Source organism: Klebsiella sp. BIGb0138 (assembly GCF_004342285.1).
Lineage (GTDB): Bacteria > Pseudomonadota > Gammaproteobacteria > Enterobacterales > Enterobacteriaceae > Klebsiella.
The window spans coordinates 757,691-777,168 of record NZ_SMCV01000002.1; the positions used below are offsets into that span (position 1 = coordinate 757,691).

Here is a 19,478-nt window from a genome sequence, read left to right on the forward strand (position 1 = left end):
GCTTGCCCAGGTAGGTGACAGGCTCGCCCGCAAGAGAGGTTGGCTGAGAGGCGGGCTGAACCGCGTAAAAAATCCGTAATCCCGATGAGATTACGGATTGTGATGTCGCCACAGAAGCGGTCAATGAATCTTTAGCCGATCGCCATTACGCCTGCCGGCGCGTTTTCTATTGGCTAAAAGTGCTTAATGCTGGCAGCCGGGACACCAGTAGAACGGCCGCGACGCAAGCATCGTCTTCTCAATCACCCCACCGCAGCGCTCGCAGATCTCCCCTTCGCGGTGGAAAACCTTAAAGCGGAACAGCGCGCCATGATGTTTATTCTCATCCCCCCGCCCACGGGTGTGATACGACAGACGGGGAATATCCAGCAGCGCATGAGCCAGCGCATCCAGCTGCCTATCGTCCAGCTCTGATGCCGTATGCCGCCCGCTCAGCCCCACCTGCCAGAGAATTTCGACGCGTAAATAGTTCCCCAGCCCCGCCAGAAACGCCTGATCGAGCAGCAAAGCGGAAAACTGCCGCCGGCGGAAGGTTGCCGACTGCAGGCGCGCTTTGACCACTTCTGCGGTCAACGCCATATCCAGCACGTCGGGACCGACTCGCAACAAAAACGGATGTATAGCTAATTGCTCGGGGGTCAGCATGGCAATATCCGATGCGCTGTAGAGCAAAATCGCTTTCTCCGCCGTCTGCAGTCTGACCCGCAGCACGCGATTGCTCTGCGGTTGCTCCCCGGCGTCGACCACCCGCCAGACGCCGTACAGCTGATTATGGCTGTACAGCGTTAAACCGCCGGAGAAGTGGGTCAGCAGGGCTTTACCGCGGGTCTCGATATGCGTCACCCGCTGTCCCACCAGTTGAGATTGATAAACATGTAACTGCGGAAAGGCGAACCACACCCTGGTAAGGGGTTCGCCTTTGATCGCCGCCTCCAGGCTATCCGCCGCACGGCGGATCTCCGGACCTTCCGGCATAATAACGTCCTTCTGTTTGTTAGTGCGTCGCCCCGCCGACCATTTTCACATCCCCCTCCTGCTGCAGGGAGACGGCAATGGCGGTCTCCAGCGCCGCCCGTACCGTTTGTACCGCCATACTCGCCTCACCGGGGTGAGCCGCGGCCTGCTGCGGCAGATACGGAATATGGATAAAGCCGCCTTTAACCCCGGCTTTTCCCGCGAGCGTGTGCAGCAGGCCATACATCACGTGATTACACACGAACGTCCCCGCCGTTTGCGACACCGACGCGGGGATCCCCTGCTCGCGCAGCGCAGCGACGATCGCTTTCACCGGCAGGCTGCTGAACCAGGCGGCGGGGCCGCCGTCGACGATCGGCACGTCGATCGGCTGCTGGCCTTTATTATCCGCAATACGCGCATCATCGACATTGATCGCCACACGTTCGACGGTGATGTCGACACGTCCTCCCGCCTGACCGACGGCGATTGTCAGCGTCGGTTCAAACTCATCGAGGGCGGCATTCAGCACCGTCAGCGCTTCGCCAAACACGCAGGGTAGCTGTCTCGTCACCACCCGCTCGCCGGCAATGATAGCGCCATCAAGCTGCCTGACCACTTCCCACGAAGGGTTAAGCGCCTCGCCGCCAAAGGGTTCAAAACCGGTAATTAATACGCCAGCCATCTTTCCTCCTTACAGGAACATCAGGAAATAGAGTAGGAACACATTGACGAGCAGCAGCAGTAAGCCGGTCGGTACCTGAGCCTTAATGACCGCGTTTTTATCCGGCAGCTCCAGCAGCGCCGCCGGTACGATGTTGAAGTTAGCCGCCATCGGCGTCATCAAGGTTCCGCAGTAGCCGGAGAACATACCGATGGCCGCCATCACCGCCGGGTTGCCGCCGTGCTGCAGTACCAGAATCGGGATCCCGATCCCTGCCGTCACGATCGGGAAGGCGGCGAACGCATTGCCCATCACCATGGTCAGCAGCGCCATGCCGAGGGTATAGACCGCCACGGCGATAAAGCGGCTGTCCACCGCCAGATAATGTTCGGTCAGCCAGGCGATGCTGCTGCCGACGCCGGCAGAGGTAAACAGCAGCCCGAGGACCGCCAGGATCTGCGGCAGAATAAACGCCCAGCCCACCGAATCCAGCAGGCGTCTTGCCTCCTGCAGCGGCTGCGTGACTTGCTCGTGAGTCATGCGGATCGCCATCATCAGGCCGATCAGCGTCCCGACGGTCATCGAGAACAGCGTAATCAACGTGGCATGATTACCCGGACCAAAGACCCATCCCTGCCACGATGGTAAGTTATTGAACAACAGTACCCCAATCACCGTCACGACCGGGATCGCCAGCGCCGGATAAAACAGCCGGTTGCCGAGGCGCGTCGCGCTGGCGGTACGCTCTTCCGGAGTGCGTTGATGATAGCGCCCCAGACGCACGCCGCCAAAACCGGCAATCAGCGCCAGCGCCACGACGGCGACGCCCACGGCGATATTGACCGTACGCTTATCGTCCACCAGCTGATAAGTCCAGTCGCCAAGCAGAAACAGCAGGCCATACAGCCCCCAGAACAGCCCGGTGGTCAGACGACGCGGGTTCGCTTTATCGCGCCATGACATCACCGCGACCGCCAGCAGAACGACGCCCGCCAGCCAGTAAAGCCAGGTTTGTTGGAAATTCATACCGCACCGCCTTTCGCCTGACCGGCGTTGACCTTATCCAGCTCGCGCTGCAGATGGCGATCGAGACGCCACAAGCGGGCGGAATGAATCAGGAAGGCGCAAACCGCCGTCGGGATCCCCCACAGGGCAATATGCAGCGGTTCGGTCTGGATGCCGCCCGACTCCAGCATAAAGTTATGCATGAAAATGATCGCGCCAAAGGCGACGAAAATATCCTCGCCGAAGAACAGGCCGACGTTGTCGGTCGCCGCCGACATCGCCCGCAGGCGGTAGCGGACATTGCCCGGAAGCGGACCAAACTTTTTCTCCGCCGCCCCTTCCGCCATCGGCGCCAGCAGCGGACGCACCATTTGCGGATGGCCGCCCAGGCTGGTTAACCCCAGCGCGGCGGTCGTTTCACGCACGAACAGGTAGACGATCAACAAACGCCCGGCGGTGGCGCTGTGGATCTTCGCGATCCACGCCTGGGCGCGCTCTTTCAGGCCGTGCCGTTCCAGCAGGCCGATAACCGCCAGCGGCAGCAGCAGAATAAACGGCAGGTTACGGGTGTTAAGAAACCCCTCTCCCAGCTTTTCCAGAATGGTGGCGATGGGCATATGGGCCGCCACGCCGGTGACAATCCCCGAGATGATCACCACTAAAACCGGATTAAAACGTAAAATGAATCCGACCACTATCACGGCAATACCGATCAGCGGCCAGAGAGATATCGACTCTCCCATGATTAACTCCCTGTTGGTTGTGTGTTGTGTTAAATAATTGATACTTTTTTTGTTTTATTCTTCTATTTCAGCGCTAACCTGAATATTTCTCCCGGCAAAAGCCGCCCGCAAACGGCGCGCAAAATCCAGCGCATGCTCGCCGTCGCCATGCAGACAAACGGTTTGCGCAATCACGTGCGCCCACTCGCCGGTCAGGCTGCGCACCCGGTGGTGTTGTACCATTTCCAGCGTCTGCGCCAACGCCTGTTCTTCACTGTCGATCAGCGCCCCGGGCCGGGAGCGCGGTACCAGCGAGCCGTCGGCCATATACCCACGATCGGCAAACACCTCCTGGCGCGTCGCGAGCTGGTAATGCTGCCCCGCGCGAATCAACTCGCTCCCCGCCAGGCCAACCAGAATCAGCTGCGGGTTAAAATCGCGCACGGCCCTGGCAATCGCATCCGCCAGCGGCGCGTCTTTCGCCGCCTGGTTATAGAGCATACCGTGCGGTTTGACGTGCTGGAGTTCTCCACCTTCGGCACGGACTATCGCCGCCAGCGCGCCGATCTGGTACAGGGTCTGGGCATAGACCGTCTCCGGCGGCAGCTGCATCGCAGTACGGCCAAAGTTTTCCCGGTCCGGGAAGCTGGGGTGCGCCCCCACGGCGACGCCGTTTTTCAGCGCCTCGCGCACGCATTGATGCATCAGCAGCGCATCGCCGGCGTGAAAACCGCAGGCGATATTGGCGGAAGAGACCAGCTGCAACAGGGCGCTATCGTTAGCGCAGCCTTCACCCAGGTCGGCATTCAAATCAATCTTCATCGCTCAGTCTCCACGCCAGTTGTGCCAGATAACGCTGCTGGTCGGCGCGGGCTTTCAACGCCTCTTCCAGGGTACACGGAACAAAGTGAATCGGTTGGCCCAGCGGAATTTGCGCCAGCTGGTACATATCGGCTTCGATAATACAGGCGATGCGCGGATAGCCGCCGGTGGTCTGCGCATCGTTCATCAGCACAATCGGCTGGCCGTTATGCGGCACCTGCACCACGCCCGGCAGCAGACCGTGCGACAGCATTTCCCGGTCGGTGGTGCGCACCAGCGGCTGGCCCTGCAGACGGTATCCCATTCTGTTACTTTGCGGGCTAAGCTGCCACGGAGAACGCCAGAAGGAGCCCTGGGATGCGCTATCAAATTCATGGTATTCCGGCCCCGGTAAGGCGCGGATGCGATTGCCGATGGGCAGCTGTTTAACGCCTCGTGAAACGCGCAAGCGCCGGGATGTTTTCCCCTGCTTCAGCCGATCGCCATCCTGCAGGCGGCGGCCTTCAAGCCCGCCGATGCCCACTTTCAGGTCAGTACAGCGCGATCCCAGCACCTGCGGGACATCAATTCCCCCGGACACCGCGAGGTAGCTGCGGATACCGTATTGCGGATTTTTGAGTACCAGATGCTGCCCGGCCTTCGCCGCCATTCGCCAGCCAACCCACACCGGCTTATCGTCCAGCGTCGCCTCGCAGGCGGCGCCGGTCAGCGCAAACCAGCAGTCGCGTTCAAACTGAATATCCACCTGGCCTAAGGTGATCTCCAGCGCGGCCGCATGCGCCGCATTGCCGACCAGCAGATTGGCGATCGCCAGTGCGGGTCTGTCCAGCGCGCCGCAGAGGCTGATCCCCGACTGCCGTTGTCCTTCACGTCCGCCGTCCTGTACCGACGAGTACATCCCGGCGCGGATCATCTTCAACATACGCCCTCCTTTTGCGGCACAAAGCGCACCCGGTCACCGGATCGCAACAGCACCGGCTCGCGGCGCGTGGCGTCGAACAGCGCCAGCGGCGTGCGGCCCAGCAGCTGCCAGCCGCCTGGCGTCGCCAGAGGGTAGACCCCGGTTTGCGCCCCGCCGATACCGACAGAACCCGCCGGGACCCGCAGTCGCGGCTCCGCGCGGCGCGGCGTCGCCAGCCGCTCCGGCAGACCGCCGAGATAAGGAAATCCCGGCTGGAAGCCGAGGAACCAGACCACGTACTCCACCGAGGAGTGCAGTTCCACCACCTGTTTTTCACTCAGCCCGCTGTGACGCGCCACCTCCGCCAGATCGGGCCCGTCTTCGCCGCCGTAGATAACCGGAATCATCATCTCCCGCGACTCCGGTTCGAGAGCCTCGCTCTCCTCCCACCAGCGCTGCAATTGCTCAATCGCCTCCCACGCCATCTGTTGCGGACGGCGCAGTACAACGGTGATATTGTTCATTCCCGGTATCACGTCCAGCACTTCTTCATGGCCCGTCAGCCGCTGGGTCAGGCGCCAGATGCGCTTTTGACTCTCCAGCGAAACCGGCGGGTCAAGTTCCAGCACGACAGCTGTTTCACCTAACAAATAACAACGCGCTCGCTGCACTTTTCTCTCTCTCATCAGGCCGGGTTAGGGATATCAATAAAGGTCACATCGAGATCGGTATTTTCCGACAGCCATTCGCTTAAGGCGCGAATCCCGCCGCGTTCGGTCGCGTGGTGTCCGGCGGCATAAAAATGCAGCCCCTGCTCGCGTGCGGAATGGATGGTTTGTTCTGACACTTCGCCGGTAATAAACGCATCCACCCCGAAGCGCGCCGCGCTATCGATAAAGCCCTGGCCGCCGCCGGTGCACCAGGCTACGCGGGCGACTTTATCCGGCCCGGTATCGCCGCACCACAGCGGTTTACGCCCCAGGCGCGCCTCAATCCACGAGGCCAGCTCCAGCCCGGAAACCGGCATCGACAGTTCCCCCCACGGCACCAGAGGCTCAATTTCCCCCATCATATTGATGCCCAGGAGCTGCGCCAGCTGGGCGTTGTTACCCAGTTCCGGGTGCGCATCCAGCGGCAGATGCCAGCCGTAGAGATTAATATCATTCTCCAGCAGGGTTTTCAGACGTTGGCGTTTCATCCCGCGGATAACCGGCGATTCGCCTTTCCAGAAGTAGCCATGATGGACTATGACCGCATCTGCCTGCTGGCGTACGGCCTCATCTAACAGCGCCTGGCTGGCGGTAACGCCGGTGACGATTTTTTGCACCGTTTCCCGCCCTTCTACCTGAAGGCCATTTGGCGCGTAATCGCTGAATGCCGCGCTATTAAGCTTTTCGTTAATCAGTTGTTCCAGTTCGCTATTTTTCATTGCCGCTCCATCAGGTCATCATTTTTGCGAAGGCCTACATAACATAACGAGATCCGCGCAGGCCGTCGATAGCGCACCGCCGCGGATACGCTACTTTGACTTTTAGCTTAATCCCGCAAATTGTCTATCCCTCCCTTTGCGCATTCGTGTATATTTATGCACTATTGCAGCATATTAAATAATCAGAAAGCCTTTAATACCATGAATATCACTAGTAAAGCGCTATTCATGCAGAAAGATCGTCTTTCGTTTTATGGCGGGAACTCAGCGTTACATGAACACAAAATCATCGCAGCCGCGTGCAATCTATTACGTTGTCGCGCTGCAAATTTGGGAATATTTCAGTTTTTACGGTATGCGGGCGCTGCTGATTTTGTACCTCACCAATCAGCTTAAGTATGACGATAACCACGCCTACGCCCTCTTCAGCGCCTACTGCTCCCTGGTTTACGTCACGCCGATTCTCGGCGGCTACCTGGCCGATAAACTGCTTGGCAACCGGATGGCGGTGATGCTCGGGGCTGTATTAATGGCCATCGGCCATCTGGTGCTCGGCGCCAGCGAAATAGCGCCAACCTTCCTCTATCTGTCGCTCGCCATCATCGTCTGCGGCTACGGATTGTTTAAATCTAACGTCAGCTGCCTGCTGGGCGAACTGTACGACCCCACCGATCCGCGCCGCGATGGCGGTTTCTCGCTGATGTATGCGGCGGGAAACATCGGCTCGATCGTCGCGCCGATCGCCTGCGGATACGTGCAGGAAGAGTACAGCTGGGCGATGGGCTTTGCCCTCGCCGCCATTGGGATGATTGCCGGGCTGGTGATTTTCCTCTGCGGGAGTCGCCATTTTCGCCATACCTCTGGCGTCAATCGCGAGGCGCTGCTCGCGCGTCCCTTTGTGCTGCCGAACTGGGGCTGGCTGCTGGTGCTGCTGGCCGCCGCCCCGCTGCTGATTACCGTTCTGTTCTGGAAAGAGTGGTCGGTGTATGCGCTGATTGTCGCGACGATTATTGGTCTGCTGGTGCTGGCAAGAATTTATCTGCGGGCGCAGACGGCCAGACAGCGCAGAGATCTGCGTCTGATTATCGTTCTGACCGGGTTCAGCCTGCTGTTCTGGGCCTTCGCCCAGCAGGGAGGCAGCTCCATCAGCCTGTATATCGACCGCTTCGTTAATCGTCACATCATGAGTTATGAAGTGCCGACCGCCATGTTCCAGTCGGTGAACGCTTTCGCAGTCATGCTCTGCGGGATGGTACTGGCCTGGCTGGTCAAAGAGCATATCAACGGCAATCGTACCGTGCGGATCTGGGGGAAATTTGCGCTGGGTCTGGGCCTGATGAGCGCCGGCTTCTGCATTCTGACCCTCAGCGCGCGCTGGTCGGCCGCTTACGGACAATCGTCGATGCCGCTGATGGTACTGGGCCTCGCGGTGATGGGCTTTGCCGAACTGTTTATCGATCCGGTGGCGATGTCGCAAATCACCCGAATTGAGATCCCTGGCGTCACCGGCGTACTGACCGGGATCTATATGCTGCTCTCCGGCGCCATCGCCAACTATCTGGCGGGCGTCATTGCCGATCGGACTTCACAGGGGTCGTTCGATGAGGCCGGGGCGACCAGCTACGCCATTGATGCCTACATTAACGTGTTCAGCCAGATTACCTGGGGCGCGTTGGCCTGCGTCGGCCTGGTGCTGGCAATCTGGCTGTATCACTCTCTGCGGGTTAAGCGCCGCCCTCTGGCGGTGGAGTAAGCCCCTTTCTGGCCGCCTCCCAGGCCGCCAGCGTCTCCAGCCGCGCCTGCTTATGATCGACCAGCGGGCGCGGATACGCCAGCGTCACGCCCTGCTTATCGGCCCAGACCCACGGCTGGTGTAGCGCTTTCTCCGGCACTGCCGCCAGCTCGGGCAGCCATTGGCGGATAAAGCGTCCCGCCTTATCAAACTTCTCGCCCTGGGTGGTGGGATTGAAAATACGAAAATAAGGCGCGGCATCGGTTCCGGTCGAAGCGGCCCATTGCCAGCCGCCGTTATTCGCCGCCAGATCGCCGTCTATCAGCTGGCTGATAAAATAGCGCTCGCCCGCACGCCAGTCGATGCGCAGGTCCTTCACCAGGAAACTGGCGGCGATCATCCGCAGGCGGTTATGCATCCAGCCCGTCGCATTGAGCTGGCGCATCGCGGCATCGACAATCGGGAATCCGCTTTGCCCGCTTTGCCACGCCTGTAACCCGGGCGCATCGTCACGCCACGCCACTTTATCGGTCCAGGCAATAAACGGACGCCCTTTACCTGTCCCCGGGTAGAACACCAGCAAATGCCGATAAAACTCACGCCAGATCAGCTCATTTAACCACCCCGCCCCCGCGCCGCCGTCAAGCGCGCCGGGCTGCTCCGCCAGCAGACGATGCAGACACTGGCGCGGCGAAAGGACGCCAACGGCGAGGCAGGGCGAAAGCCGGCTGGTGCCCTCCTCGGCCGGGAAATCGCGCTGCTGGTCGTAGCTGGCGGCTTTTTGCTGACAGAAAACGCGCAGCCGGGCGATCGCCGTTTTTTCATCAGCGGCAAACAGCTGCGGATCAAACGCCGTTTGTGGATAGCGAATTTGCGGCAGCGGCGCCGGCGTCAGCGGCCCGCTGGCGCGAACTTTGGGGGCGGCAACGCATTCAGGTAACGCGTCGCCCAGCCGGCGCAGAAAGGCATTTTTGAACGGGGTAAATACCTTATACATCTCACGATTACCGGTCAGCACGCTGCCGGGCGGCAGTAAAAGCGCATCGTCAAACCCCTGGCACACCACGTCACTCAGCGCTTTCTCCACCGCCGCATCGCGCTGGCGTTCATTGATTTCATACTGGTAGTTATAAAACAGATGACTGACCTGCTGCTCTGCGCAGTAGTGGGCAAGGCATTCAACGCTGGCCGCGAAATCAGCCGTTTCAGCCACCAGCAGCGGGATCCCCCGCTCGGCCAGCACGGCGTTCAGGCTTTGCAGGTGGTGGGCAATAAACGCCGCCTGACGCGGCGCCATACCGTGTTGCTGCCATTGACCCGGCGTGACGATAAATAACGCCAGCACGCTGGCATGCGGATCGCGACAGGCCGCCGCGAGCGCCAGGTTATCATGGATGCGTAAATCTGCGCGAAACCAGACCAGATGGGTGGCCATAAAACTCCTGCAATCAGTAACATTCATGGATTCGATACCCCCGGCCGCGTTAGAAACCCGTAGTCCGCGGGGTAAGTATCAGGAAATTCAGGTATAGAGTGTTGCAGGAGGCGCGCAGGCGCAAGCAGAGGTCGTCGACCCGGGCAAAAAAAAACCGCCGGAGAACCGGCGGTTATGCAGTCTGGAGGTAGCGATCAGTAAAAGTCAGCGGCGGCTTTTTCCGCCTGCGCCATCCATACCGGCTGTTCGCTGGTTTTCGCCCAGACGCGGTGCAGCCAGCTGTAATAGCGGGCCCGGTCTTTCCAGAACAGCATCACCGGAAGCGCCACTACGCCAGCCACGACGGCGAAAGCGCGACGTAAGAAAACAACATGAGCAGGATAGGTTTTGTACAACGCCATAATTTCTCTCCCCTTTGTCAGGCCGGCAATCAACGCCGGTAAAAGTGTGAATGTCTCTCTGGTTAAAATAATACCGCTTTGCGTGTAATTTTACTACTCATCCGACCACTAAAAACAGGTAATTTAGCCTTTATTTACATTCATCCGGTAACTAAGTTACGAAACGGTTAAATTAATACTAACCATTGGTTAAATTGTGGTTTTGGTGATTTTTATATTTTTTTTACACCGCCTCTGCTGATTTTTGCAAAATCTTTGCAGCCAAATTCCTATCCTCCCGGTAAATCGTAAATACCCCCGGAGGTGGATTGTGAGTGCAGGTGTAATCGCTGGCGTGGCGCTGGTATTCCTGTTGCTGGCTTATCTGGTCTATGCCCTGATCAATGCGGAGGCATTCTGATGGCCGCACAAGGATTGTTACTTATCGCCAGTTTTTTGCTGCTGGTGCTGGTACTGGCGCGTCTGACCGGGACGCTGCTGGCCAGAATGATCAACGATACCCCGCTGCCGGGCCTTGCCGGCATCGAACGCGGTATATGGCGGATCGCGGGGATCCGCGCGCAGGAGATGAGCGGGTACCAGTATCTGTTCGCCATTCTGCTGTTTAATACGCTCGGGCTGGTCGCGCTGTTCGCCCTGCTGATATTGCAGGGCTCGCTGCCGCTCAACCCTCAACATCTGCCCGGCCTCTCCTGGGATCTGGCGTGGAATACGGCGGTGAGCTTCGTCAGCAACACCAACTGGCAGGCCTATGCCGGTGAAAGCACCCTCAGCTATCTCAGCCAGATGGCCGGGCTGGCGGTACAAAACTTCCTCTCTGCGGCAACCGGCATCGCGGTGATTTTTGCCTTCATCCGCGCCTGGTCGCGCCAGCAGGTTTCGACCCTGGGGAACGCCTGGGTCGATCTCACCCGCATTACCCTTTGGCTACTGCTGCCGCTCTCCCTGCCGATCGCGCTGTTCTTTATTCAGCAGGGCGTGCCGCAAAACCTGCTCTCCTACCAGGCCTTCACCTCGCTGGAAGGCGTGCATCAGTCGTTGCCTATGGGGCCGATAGCCTCGCAGGAAGCGATTAAAATGCTCGGCACCAACGGCGGCGGATTCTTTAACGCCAACTCATCGCACCCGTTCGAAAACCCCACGGCGCTGAGCAATCTGGTACAAATGCTGGCGATCTTTTTGCTCCCTGCGGCGCTGTGCTTTGCCTTTGGCGAGGTCGTCGGCGATCGTCGCCAGGGGCACGCCATTTTGTGGGCCATGACGCTGATCTTCATCGTCTGCGCCGCGGTCGTGATGTGGGCGGAAACTCAGGGCAACCCGCACCTGCTAAAACTGGGGGCGGATAGCAGCCTCAATATGGAAGGCAAAGAGAGTCGCTTTGGCATTCTGGCCAGCAGCCTGTTCGCGGTGGTTACGACTGCCGCCTCGTGTGGCGCGGTGAACGCGATGCATGACTCCTTTACCGCGCTGGGCGGGATGGTCCCCATGTGGCTGATGCAGATCGGCGAAGTGGTGTTCGGCGGCGTAGGCTCAGGCCTGTACGGCATGCTGCTGTTTGTCATGCTGGCGGTGTTTATCGCCGGACTGATGATCGGCCGTACGCCGGAATACCTCGGCAAGAAAATTGACGTGCGCGAAATGAAAATGATCGCCCTGGCGATCCTCGTCACGCCGACCCTGGTCCTGCTGGGTACCGCGCTGGCGATGATGACCGATGCCGGGCGCGCGGGAATATTTAACCCAGGCGCGCATGGCTTTAGCGAAGTGCTGTACGCCGTGACGTCCGCCGCCAATAACAACGGTAGCGCCTTCGCCGGGCTGGGGGCAGCGACGCCGTTCTGGAACCTGCTGCTGGCGTTCTGCATGCTGATCGGTCGTTTCGCGGTCATCGTACCGGTGATGGCCATCGCCGGCTCGCTGGTGAAGAAGAAAATTCAACCCACCAGTTCCGGCACGCTCGTCACCCACGATGTGCTGTTTATCGGCCTGCTGATCGGCACCGTGCTGCTGGTAGGCGCCCTGACCTTTATTCCCGCACTGACGCTCGGCCCGTTGGCGGAACACTTCTCCTTACTTTAAGCGATGCGGAGCAACCTGTTATGAATCGCAAACAATTAGCCCTGCTGGAGCCGACGCTGATGCGTCAGGCGCTGCTGGACGCGGTGAAAAAACTCAGCCCGATGGTGCAGCGGCGTAACCCGGTGATGTTTATCGTCTGGATCGGCAGCCTGATCACTACCCTTCTTGCTATCGCCATGGCCGGCGGGCAGGTAGCGGGCAGCGCCGCGTTTACCGCTGCCGTCAGCCTCTGGCTATGGTTTACCGTGCTGTTTGCCAACTTCGCCGAAGCGATGGCGGAGGGGCGTAGCAAAGCGCAGGCCAACAGTCTGAGAGGGGTAAAAAAGACCGCCTCTGCCCGTAAGCTGCGCGCCCCGCAGCATGATGCGCCAGTCGACCCTATTCCGGCCGATGACTTACGCAAAGGCGACGTCGTACTGGTGGAAGCTGGCGATATCATCCCCTGCGACGGGGAGGTCATTGAAGGCGGCGCCTCGGTGGATGAAAGCGCCATCACCGGCGAGTCCGCGCCGGTGATCCGTGAATCCGGCGGCGACTTTGCGTCGGTCACCGGCGGGACGCGCATTCTCTCCGACTGGCTGGTGATCCGCTGTAGCGTAAACCCCGGGGAAACGTTCCTTGATCGGATGATCGCCATGGTGGAAGGCGCCCAGCGTCGTAAAACGCCGAATGAAATTGCGCTGACGATCCTGCTGATCGCCCTGACGCTGGTGTTCCTGCTGGCCACCGCCACCATCTGGCCGTTCTCTGCCTGGAGCGGGAAGACGGTCAGCGTGACGGTGCTGGTGGCGCTGCTGGTGTGCCTGATACCGACCACTATCGGCGGCCTGCTGTCGGCCATCGGCGTGGCCGGGATGAGCCGCATGCTGGGCGCCAACGTCATCGCCACCAGCGGACGCGCGGTGGAGGCGGCGGGCGATGTCGATGTCCTGCTGCTGGATAAAACCGGCACCATAACTCTCGGTAACCGTCAGGCCTCCGCGTTTCTGCCCGCCCGCGGCGTGGAAGAAAAAACGCTGGCCGACGCGGCGCAGCTCGCTTCGCTGGCGGATGAAACGCCGGAAGGACGCAGTATCGTGGTGCTGGCGAAACAACGCTTTAATCTGCGCGAACGGGATCTGCAGTCGCTGCACGCCACCTTTATCCCCTTTACCGCGCAGACGCGTATGAGCGGGATTAATATCGATCGGCGGATGATCCGTAAAGGCTCCGTGGACGCCATTCGTCGCCACGTCGAGGCTAACGGCGGCCGCTTCCCGGCGGACGTCGACAAACAGGTTGCAGAGGTCGCCCGTCTGGGCGCCACGCCGCTGGTGGTCGCAGAAGGCGAGCGCGTGCTGGGAATTATTTCCCTGAAAGATATCGTCAAAGGCGGGATCAAAGAGCGCTTTGCCCAGCTGCGCAAAATGGGGATCAAAACGGTGATGATCACCGGCGATAACCGCCTGACCGCGGCGGCCATAGCCGCCGAAGCGGGGGTGGATGATTTCCTGGCCGAAGCCACCCCGGAAGCCAAGCTGGCGCTGATTCGCCAGTATCAGTCCGAAGGGCGCCTGGTGGCGATGACCGGCGACGGCACCAACGATGCCCCGGCGCTGGCCCAGGCCGATGTCGCGGTGGCGATGAACTCCGGCACCCAGGCGGCCAAAGAGGCGGGCAATATGGTGGATCTCGACTCTAACCCGACCAAACTGATTGAGGTGGTGCATATCGGTAAGCAGATGCTGATGACCCGCGGTTCATTGACCACCTTCAGTATCGCCAACGATGTGGCGAAATATTTTGCCATTATTCCCGCCGCCTTTGCCGCCGTTTACCCGCAGCTCGCCATGCTCAACGTCATGCGCCTGCATTCGCCCGCATCGGCGATACTCAGCGCGGTTATCTTCAACGCACTGATTATCGTCTTCTTGATCCCGCTGGCGCTGAAGGGCGTGAGCTATCGCCCGCTGTCCGCTTCGGCCATGCTGCGCCGTAATCTGTGGGTCTACGGCCCCGGCGGACTGCTGGTGCCGTTTATCGGTATTAAAGCTATCGATCTGTTACTGACCCTGACCGGGCTGCTGTGAGGAAAATTCCATGTCATTTATTCGACCGGCACTGACGCTCTTTATTCTGTTAACCCTGGTCACCGGCGGCGTTTATCCGCTGCTGACCACCGCGCTGGGGCAATGGTGGTTCCCGCAGCAGGCCAACGGCTCGCTTATCCGCATCGCGGGTGAAGTCCGCGGCTCCAGCCTGATTGGCCAGAACTTTACCGCCGCGGGTTATTTCCACGGTCGCCCGTCGGCAACCGCGCCGACGCCCTATAATCCGCTCGCCTCCGGCGGCAGCAACCTCGCCGTCAGCAACCCGGCGCTGGATACCGCCATCGGTGCACGCGTTCAGGCCCTGCGTCGCGCCAATCCGGATGCCGACCCGCGCGTTCCGGTCGAACTGGTCACCACCTCCGCAAGCGGTCTGGATAATAATCTGACGCCGGCGGCCGCGCTCTGGCAGGCGCCGCGCGTCGCCCAAGCCCGCAATATCAGCGTTGAACAGGTCACCCGACTGGTGAACGAGGCGACACAAAAACCGCTGGCCGGTTTTCTCGGCCAACCTGTGGTAAATATACTGCAGCTGAATATGGCGCTGGATGCCCTGAAGGATAAGTAAAATGAGTGACGAGCCGCTGCGTCCCGACCCGGACCGCCTGTTGCAACATACCGGCGAACCGCATCGCGGCAAGCTAAAAGTGTTTTTTGGCGCCTGTGCCGGCGTCGGTAAAACCTGGGCGATGCTGGCGGAAGCACAGCGGCTGCGCGCTCAGGGACTGGATATTCTGGTCGGCGTAGCGGAAACCCACGGGCGCAAAGAAACTGCCGCCATGCTGGAGGGGCTCAGCGCTCTCCCCGCGCGCCGACTCTCTCATCGTGGGCGCTACGTCCACGAATTCGATCTCGACGCCGCGCTGGCGCGCCGCCCGGCGCTGATTCTGGTGGATGAGCTGGCGCACAGCAACGCGCCGGGGTCACGCCACCCTAAACGCTGGCAGGATGTCGAAGAGCTTCTCGAGGCCGGTATCGACGTTTTTACCACCGTTAACGTCCAGCACCTGGAAAGCCTCAATGATGTCGTCAGCGGCATTACCGGTGTCCAGGTGCGTGAGACCATCCCCGACCCCTTTTTTGACGCCGCCGATGATGTGATGCTGGTCGACCTGCCTCCCGACGATCTGCGCCAGCGGCTGAATGAAGGTAAGGTCTATATCGGCGGTCAGGCGGAACGGGCCATCGAGAACTTCTTTCGCAAAGGGAATCTGATCGCCCTCCGTGAGCTGGCGCTACGCCGCACCGCAGACCGGGTCGACGAACAGATGCGCGCCTGGCGCGACCGTCTGGGCCAGGAGAAAGTCTGGCATACCCGCGATGCCATCCTGCTCTGCATCGGCCACAACACCGGCAGTGAAAAGCTGGTGCGCGCCGCCGCGCGACTGGCGGCCAGGTTCGGCGGCGTCTGGCATGCGATCTATGTAGAAACCCCTTCCCTGCATCGCCTGCCGGAGACGAAACGGCGGGCGATTCTTGCCGCGCTGCGGCTGGCGCAGGAGCTGGGGGCAGAAACGGCCACCCTCGCCGATCCGTCTGAAGAGAAAGCCGTGCTGCACTATGCCCGCGAGCATAACCTTGGCAAAATCGTCATCGGTCGCCACGGAAGACGCCGCTGGTGGAGTCGTACGGGGTTCGCCGATCGCCTGGCTCGCTTTGCGCCGGATCTCGATCTGGTGGTGATCGCTATGGATGAAAAAAACGATCCGCCGCCCGTCCGAAGCCATGACAGCCGGACAACGCTGGAGAAATGGCGTCTGCAGATCCAGGGCTGCTGCGTCGCCCTGGCGCTGTGTACGGTGATTACGCTGGTGGCGATGCAATGGCTGGTGGCCTTTGAAGCCGCCAACCTGGTGATGATTTATCTGCTCGGCGTGGTTATCATCGCGCTGCGCTACGGTCGCTGGCCGTCGGTGCTGGCAACGATTATCAACGTGCTGAGCTTCGATCTGTTCTTTATCGCCCCCCGCGGTACGCTGGCGGTTTCCGATGTGCAATATCTGTTGACCTTTGGGGTCATGCTTACCGTCGGTCTGGTTATCGGTAATCTTACCGCCGGCGTCCGCTACCAGGCCCGCGTCGCGCGCTATCGCGAGCAACGCACCCGTCATCTGTATGAGATGTCGCAAGCGCTGGCGATCGGGCGCAGCGAAGAAGATATCGCCATGACCAGCGAACGCTTTATCGCCTCCACCTTCCAGGCCCGCGGCCAGCTACTGCTACCCGATGATAGCGGTAAACTGCATCCGTTAACCCATCAGCCGGGCCTGAGCGCCTGGGACGATGCCATTGCGCGCTGGAGCTTCGATAAGGGCCAGCCCGCTGGCGCCGGCACCGATACGCTGCCCGGCGTTCCCTACCAAATTTTACCGTTGAAAAGCGCCGCCCGTAGCTGGGGAGTGCTGGTGGTTGAGCCGGATAACCTGCGGCAGCTGATGATTCCCGAACAGCAGCGCCTGCTGGAGACCTTTACTCTGCTGGCCGCCAGCGCGCTGGAGCGGCTGACGCTGACCGCCAGCGAAGAGCGGGCCCGGCTCAACAGCGAACGAGAAAGTCTGCGCAACTCGCTGCTGGCGGCGCTGTCGCATGATCTTCGCACCCCGCTAACCGTCCTGTTTGGCCAGGCGGAAATTCTGACCCTCGATTTAGCCAGCGAAGGCTCCCGGCATGCTCCGCAGGCGAACGAAATTCGCCAGCACGTCCTCAATACCACGCGGCTGGTCAACAACCTGTTGGATATGGCGCGCATCCAGTCCGGCGGTTTTAATTTACATAAAGAGTGGCTCACTCTCGAAGAGGTGGTCGGTAGCGCATTACGGATGCTGGAGCCGGGCCCTGGCGGGCAACGTATTCAGCTCGCGCTGCCGGATCCGCTGCTGCTGGTACACGTCGATGGCCCGCTGTTTGAACGGGTGTTGATCAACCTTGTGGAGAATGCGTTGAAATATGCCGGCCCGCAGGCGCAGATCGGTATCGCGGCGCAGGCCGATGAGCGCCAGCTGATCCTGAGCATCTGGGATAATGGTCCCGGGATCCCGGCAGGCCAGGAACAGGCTATCTTTGATAAATTCGCCCGCGGCCATAAAGAGTCAGCCATTCCCGGCGTTGGGCTGGGGCTGGCAATCTGCCAGGCTATCGTCGAGGTCCACGGCGGTACGATCGGCGCGCAAACGCGTCCGGAGGGCGGCGCCTGCTTCCGTGTTACACTGCCAGCGGAAGTCCCTCCTGAGCTGGATGAATGGAATGGCGCGGCGTAACCTGTCGCCAGGGTAAAGCGTTAGCTGCGCCCCGGTGCGCTTGCCGGCCGCAAGAGTGAACAGAGGAATGGTGATTAACGTACTCATTATCGAAGATGAACAGGCTATTCGCCGCTTTCTGCGCAGCGCGCTGGAAGCCGACGGTATGCGCGTCTATGAAGCCAATACCCTGCAGCGAGGCCTTATTGAAGCCGCGACCCGCAAACCGGATTTAGCGATCCTTGATCTCGGCCTGCCCGATGGCGACGGCAATGAGTTTATTCGCGAAGTGCGCCAGTGGAGCCAGATGCCGATTATCGTACTCTCCGCGCGCACCGAGGAGCACGATAAAATTGCCGCTCTTGATGCCGGTGCCGATGACTATCTCAGTAAGCCCTTTGGTATCGGCGAGCTGCAGGCGCGACTACGGGTCGCACTTCGCCGTCATGTCGGCACGCAGGCCGACGAGCCGGTGGTGCGTTTCGCGGATATTGAGATTGATATTCCCGCCCGCCGGATAGCGCGCGGCGCACAAGAAATTCACCTGACGCCCATTGAATTTCGCCTGCTTACGGCGCTGCTGAATAATCCCGGTAAAGTACTCACCCAGCGCCAGTTGCTCAATCAGGTATGGGGCCCCAACGCGGTAGAGCACAGCCACTATTTGCGGATTTATATGGGGCATCTGCGGCAAAAACTGGAAGTCGATCCGGCGCGCCCGCAGCATTTACTGACCGAAACGGGGATTGGCTACCGGTTTATGCCATAGGGCGTTTTCAGAGGGCTGGACGCAGCGTTGTCTTCCGGCTTGGGCGATGGCCATGAAAAAGGGTTCCGCAAGAAACAGGGAACCCTTCTCTAAAACCCTTTCCAGAGTTAACCAACGCTTAAACCACCGCTATTCATGCGGAACAGGTCGGTTTTCTGACTGAAGTTACGCGTTTTTCAGCACTTCGCTGACGATCTCCACCGCTTCTTTCTCGATCTGCTTACGATGTTCTTCCCCGAGGAAGCTCTCGCAGTAGATCTTGTAAGCGTCTTCCGTACCCGACGGACGGGCGGCGAACCAGCCGTTGTCGGTCATCACTTTCAGACCACCAATCGATGCGCCGTTGCCCGGCGCCGCGGTCAGGCGCGCGGTGATCGGGTCGCCCGCCAGCGTGCTGGCGCTGACCATCTCCGGCGACAGCTTCGCCAGCGCCGCTTTCTGTGCGGAAGTAGCCGAAGCCTGCAGCCGGTTATAGCTCGGCGCGCCGAAGCGGGCGGCCAGTTCGTCGTAGTGCTGCTGCGGGTTTTTACCGGTCACGGCGGTGATTTCCGCCGCCAGCAGGCACATGATGATGCCGTCTTTGTCGGTCGACCACGGCGTGCCGTCAAAACGCAGGAACGAGGCGCCCGCGCTCTCTTCCCCGCCGAAGCCGAAGCTGCCGTCGAACAGACCGTCAACAAACCATTTAAAGCCCACCGGCACTTCCACCAGCCTGCGGCCGAGGTCGTTCACCACGCGGTCGATCATCGCCGAGGAGACCAGCGTCTTACCGACGGCGACATCCTGGCCCCACTGCGGACGATGCTGGAACAGGTAGTTAATCGCCACCGCCAGATAGTGGTTCGGGTTCATCAGCCCCGCCGGCGTGACGATGCCGTGACGGTCATAGTCCGGGTCGTTGGCAAAGGCCAGATCGAACTTATCGCGCAGCGCCAGCAGGCCGGCCATCGCGCACTCCGAAGAGCAGTCCATGCGGATCGCGCCGTCTTTATCGAGATGCATAAAGCGGAAAGTTTGATCGACATGATCGTTAACGATGGTCAGATCCAGCTTGTAGTGCTCAGCGATACGCTTCCAGTATTCGATACCGGACCCGCCCAGCGGATCGACGCCAAGCCTGAGGCCCGCTTTTTGAATCGCCGCCATGTCGACGATATCCGCCAGCCCTGCGATAAACGGCTGCACCAGATCCTGCTCTTTGACATGACCGGATGCCAGCGCCGCATCGAGGGAGAGGCGCTT

The 19,478-nt window shown here is 60.3% G+C and carries 18 protein-coding genes; 7 read left to right on the top strand and 11 right to left on the bottom strand.

From position 1 onward, the window contains the following. Positions 1 to 183 precede the first annotated feature (183 nt). Genes nei through EDF73_RS08020 form a run of 8 tightly spaced genes read right to left on the bottom strand, consistent with a single transcriptional unit; the run spans position 184 to position 6,497 of the window. Entirely contained in the window at positions 184 to 975 is a 792-nt protein-coding gene (gene nei / locus EDF73_RS07985) for an endonuclease VIII (protein WP_132728055.1), read from the bottom strand. A 19-nt stretch (positions 976 to 994) separates the two neighbouring features. Beyond that, positions 995 to 1,639, bottom strand: coding sequence for a pyroglutamyl-peptidase I (pcp, locus tag EDF73_RS07990; RefSeq protein ID WP_132728057.1), 645 nt, complete (start codon positions 1,637 to 1,639; stop codon positions 995 to 997). Between the two features lie 9 nt (positions 1,640 to 1,648). Next, complete coding sequence (locus EDF73_RS07995) at positions 1,649 to 2,644, bottom strand: DUF979 domain-containing protein (protein WP_132728059.1); 996 nt, start codon at positions 2,642 to 2,644, stop codon at positions 1,649 to 1,651. Continuing rightward, positions 2,641 to 3,366, bottom strand: a complete 726-nt coding sequence (locus EDF73_RS08000) for a DUF969 domain-containing protein (RefSeq protein WP_132728061.1) — start codon at positions 3,364 to 3,366, stop codon at positions 2,641 to 2,643. Before EDF73_RS08000 ends, EDF73_RS07995 begins: the two co-directional genes overlap by 4 nt. Before the next feature lie 54 nt (positions 3,367 to 3,420). Beyond that, positions 3,421 to 4,167 (bottom strand): 5-oxoprolinase subunit PxpA, encoded by a 747-nt coding sequence (gene pxpA / locus EDF73_RS08005; protein WP_132728063.1) that lies wholly within the window; start codon positions 4,165 to 4,167, stop codon positions 3,421 to 3,423. Continuing rightward, the gene (gene pxpC, locus EDF73_RS08010; protein WP_132728065.1) at positions 4,157 to 5,089 is read right to left on the bottom strand and encodes a 5-oxoprolinase subunit PxpC; all 933 of its coding nucleotides are present in this window, start codon (positions 5,087 to 5,089) and stop codon (positions 4,157 to 4,159) included. Before pxpC ends, pxpA begins: the two co-directional genes overlap by 11 nt. Further along, on the bottom strand, positions 5,083 to 5,739 hold the full coding sequence (gene pxpB / locus EDF73_RS08015) for a 5-oxoprolinase subunit PxpB (protein ID WP_132728067.1): 657 nt from the start codon (positions 5,737 to 5,739) through the stop codon (positions 5,083 to 5,085). Before pxpB ends, pxpC begins: the two co-directional genes overlap by 7 nt. 14 nt (positions 5,740 to 5,753) lie before the next feature. Next, the gene (locus EDF73_RS08020) at positions 5,754 to 6,497 is read right to left on the bottom strand and encodes a type 2 GTP cyclohydrolase I (protein ID WP_132728069.1); all 744 of its coding nucleotides are present in this window, start codon (positions 6,495 to 6,497) and stop codon (positions 5,754 to 5,756) included. 274 nt (positions 6,498 to 6,771) lie between these two features. Here EDF73_RS08020 and dtpD point away from each other — a divergent pair, with 274 nt between their 5' ends. After that, entirely contained in the window at positions 6,772 to 8,250 is a 1,479-nt protein-coding gene (gene dtpD, locus EDF73_RS08025) for a dipeptide permease DtpD (RefSeq protein WP_132728071.1), read from the top strand. Here the strand turns inward: dtpD and phrB are convergent. Both phrB and EDF73_RS08035 read right to left on the bottom strand, forming a co-directional pair. Then, entirely contained in the window at positions 8,222 to 9,664 is a 1,443-nt protein-coding gene (gene phrB / locus EDF73_RS08030; protein ID WP_132728072.1) for a deoxyribodipyrimidine photo-lyase, read from the bottom strand. The two genes, dtpD and phrB, sit on opposite strands and share 29 nt — an antisense overlap. Before the next feature lie 194 nt (positions 9,665 to 9,858). Next, the gene (locus EDF73_RS08035) at positions 9,859 to 10,065 is read right to left on the bottom strand and encodes a DUF2517 family protein (RefSeq protein WP_132728073.1); all 207 of its coding nucleotides are present in this window, start codon (positions 10,063 to 10,065) and stop codon (positions 9,859 to 9,861) included. Positions 10,066 to 10,375: 310 nt separating this feature from the next. Here EDF73_RS08035 and kdpF point away from each other — a divergent pair, with 310 nt between their 5' ends. The 6 genes from kdpF to kdpE all read left to right on the top strand — a co-directional run bounded on the left by kdpF (position 10,376) and on the right by kdpE (position 18,236). After that, entirely contained in the window at positions 10,376 to 10,465 is a 90-nt protein-coding gene (gene kdpF / locus EDF73_RS08040; protein ID WP_015584874.1) for a K(+)-transporting ATPase subunit F, read from the top strand. Then, a complete protein-coding gene (gene kdpA, locus EDF73_RS08045; protein ID WP_132728075.1) occupies positions 10,465 to 12,144 on the top strand; it encodes a potassium-transporting ATPase subunit KdpA in 1,680 nt (559 codons plus the stop codon). The genes kdpF and kdpA overlap by 1 nt, the downstream gene beginning before the upstream one ends. Before the next feature lie 20 nt (positions 12,145 to 12,164). Continuing rightward, positions 12,165 to 14,213 carry a potassium-transporting ATPase subunit KdpB gene (kdpB, locus tag EDF73_RS08050; RefSeq protein WP_132728077.1) on the top strand — a complete coding sequence of 683 codons (2,049 nt, stop codon included), beginning with the start codon at positions 12,165 to 12,167 and terminating at the stop codon, positions 14,211 to 14,213. A 10-nt stretch (positions 14,214 to 14,223) separates the two neighbouring features. Then, positions 14,224 to 14,799: a potassium-transporting ATPase subunit KdpC gene (gene kdpC, locus EDF73_RS08055; RefSeq protein WP_132728079.1), complete on the top strand. Its 576-nt coding sequence runs from the start codon at positions 14,224 to 14,226 to the stop codon at positions 14,797 to 14,799. A gap of 1 nt (position 14,800) precedes the next feature. After that, complete coding sequence (gene kdpD / locus EDF73_RS08060; RefSeq protein WP_132728080.1) at positions 14,801 to 17,488, top strand: two-component system sensor histidine kinase KdpD; 2,688 nt, start codon at positions 14,801 to 14,803, stop codon at positions 17,486 to 17,488. A 70-nt stretch (positions 17,489 to 17,558) separates the two neighbouring features. After that, entirely contained in the window at positions 17,559 to 18,236 is a 678-nt protein-coding gene (kdpE, locus tag EDF73_RS08065; RefSeq protein ID WP_132728145.1) for a two-component system response regulator KdpE, read from the top strand. Between the two features lie 165 nt (positions 18,237 to 18,401). On the opposite strand, the gene EDF73_RS08070 is transcribed toward kdpE, so the two are convergent. After that, a partial coding sequence (locus tag EDF73_RS08070) for an alpha-D-glucose phosphate-specific phosphoglucomutase (protein ID WP_132728082.1) occupies positions 18,402 to 19,478 on the bottom strand: 1,077 nt, incomplete at its 5' end.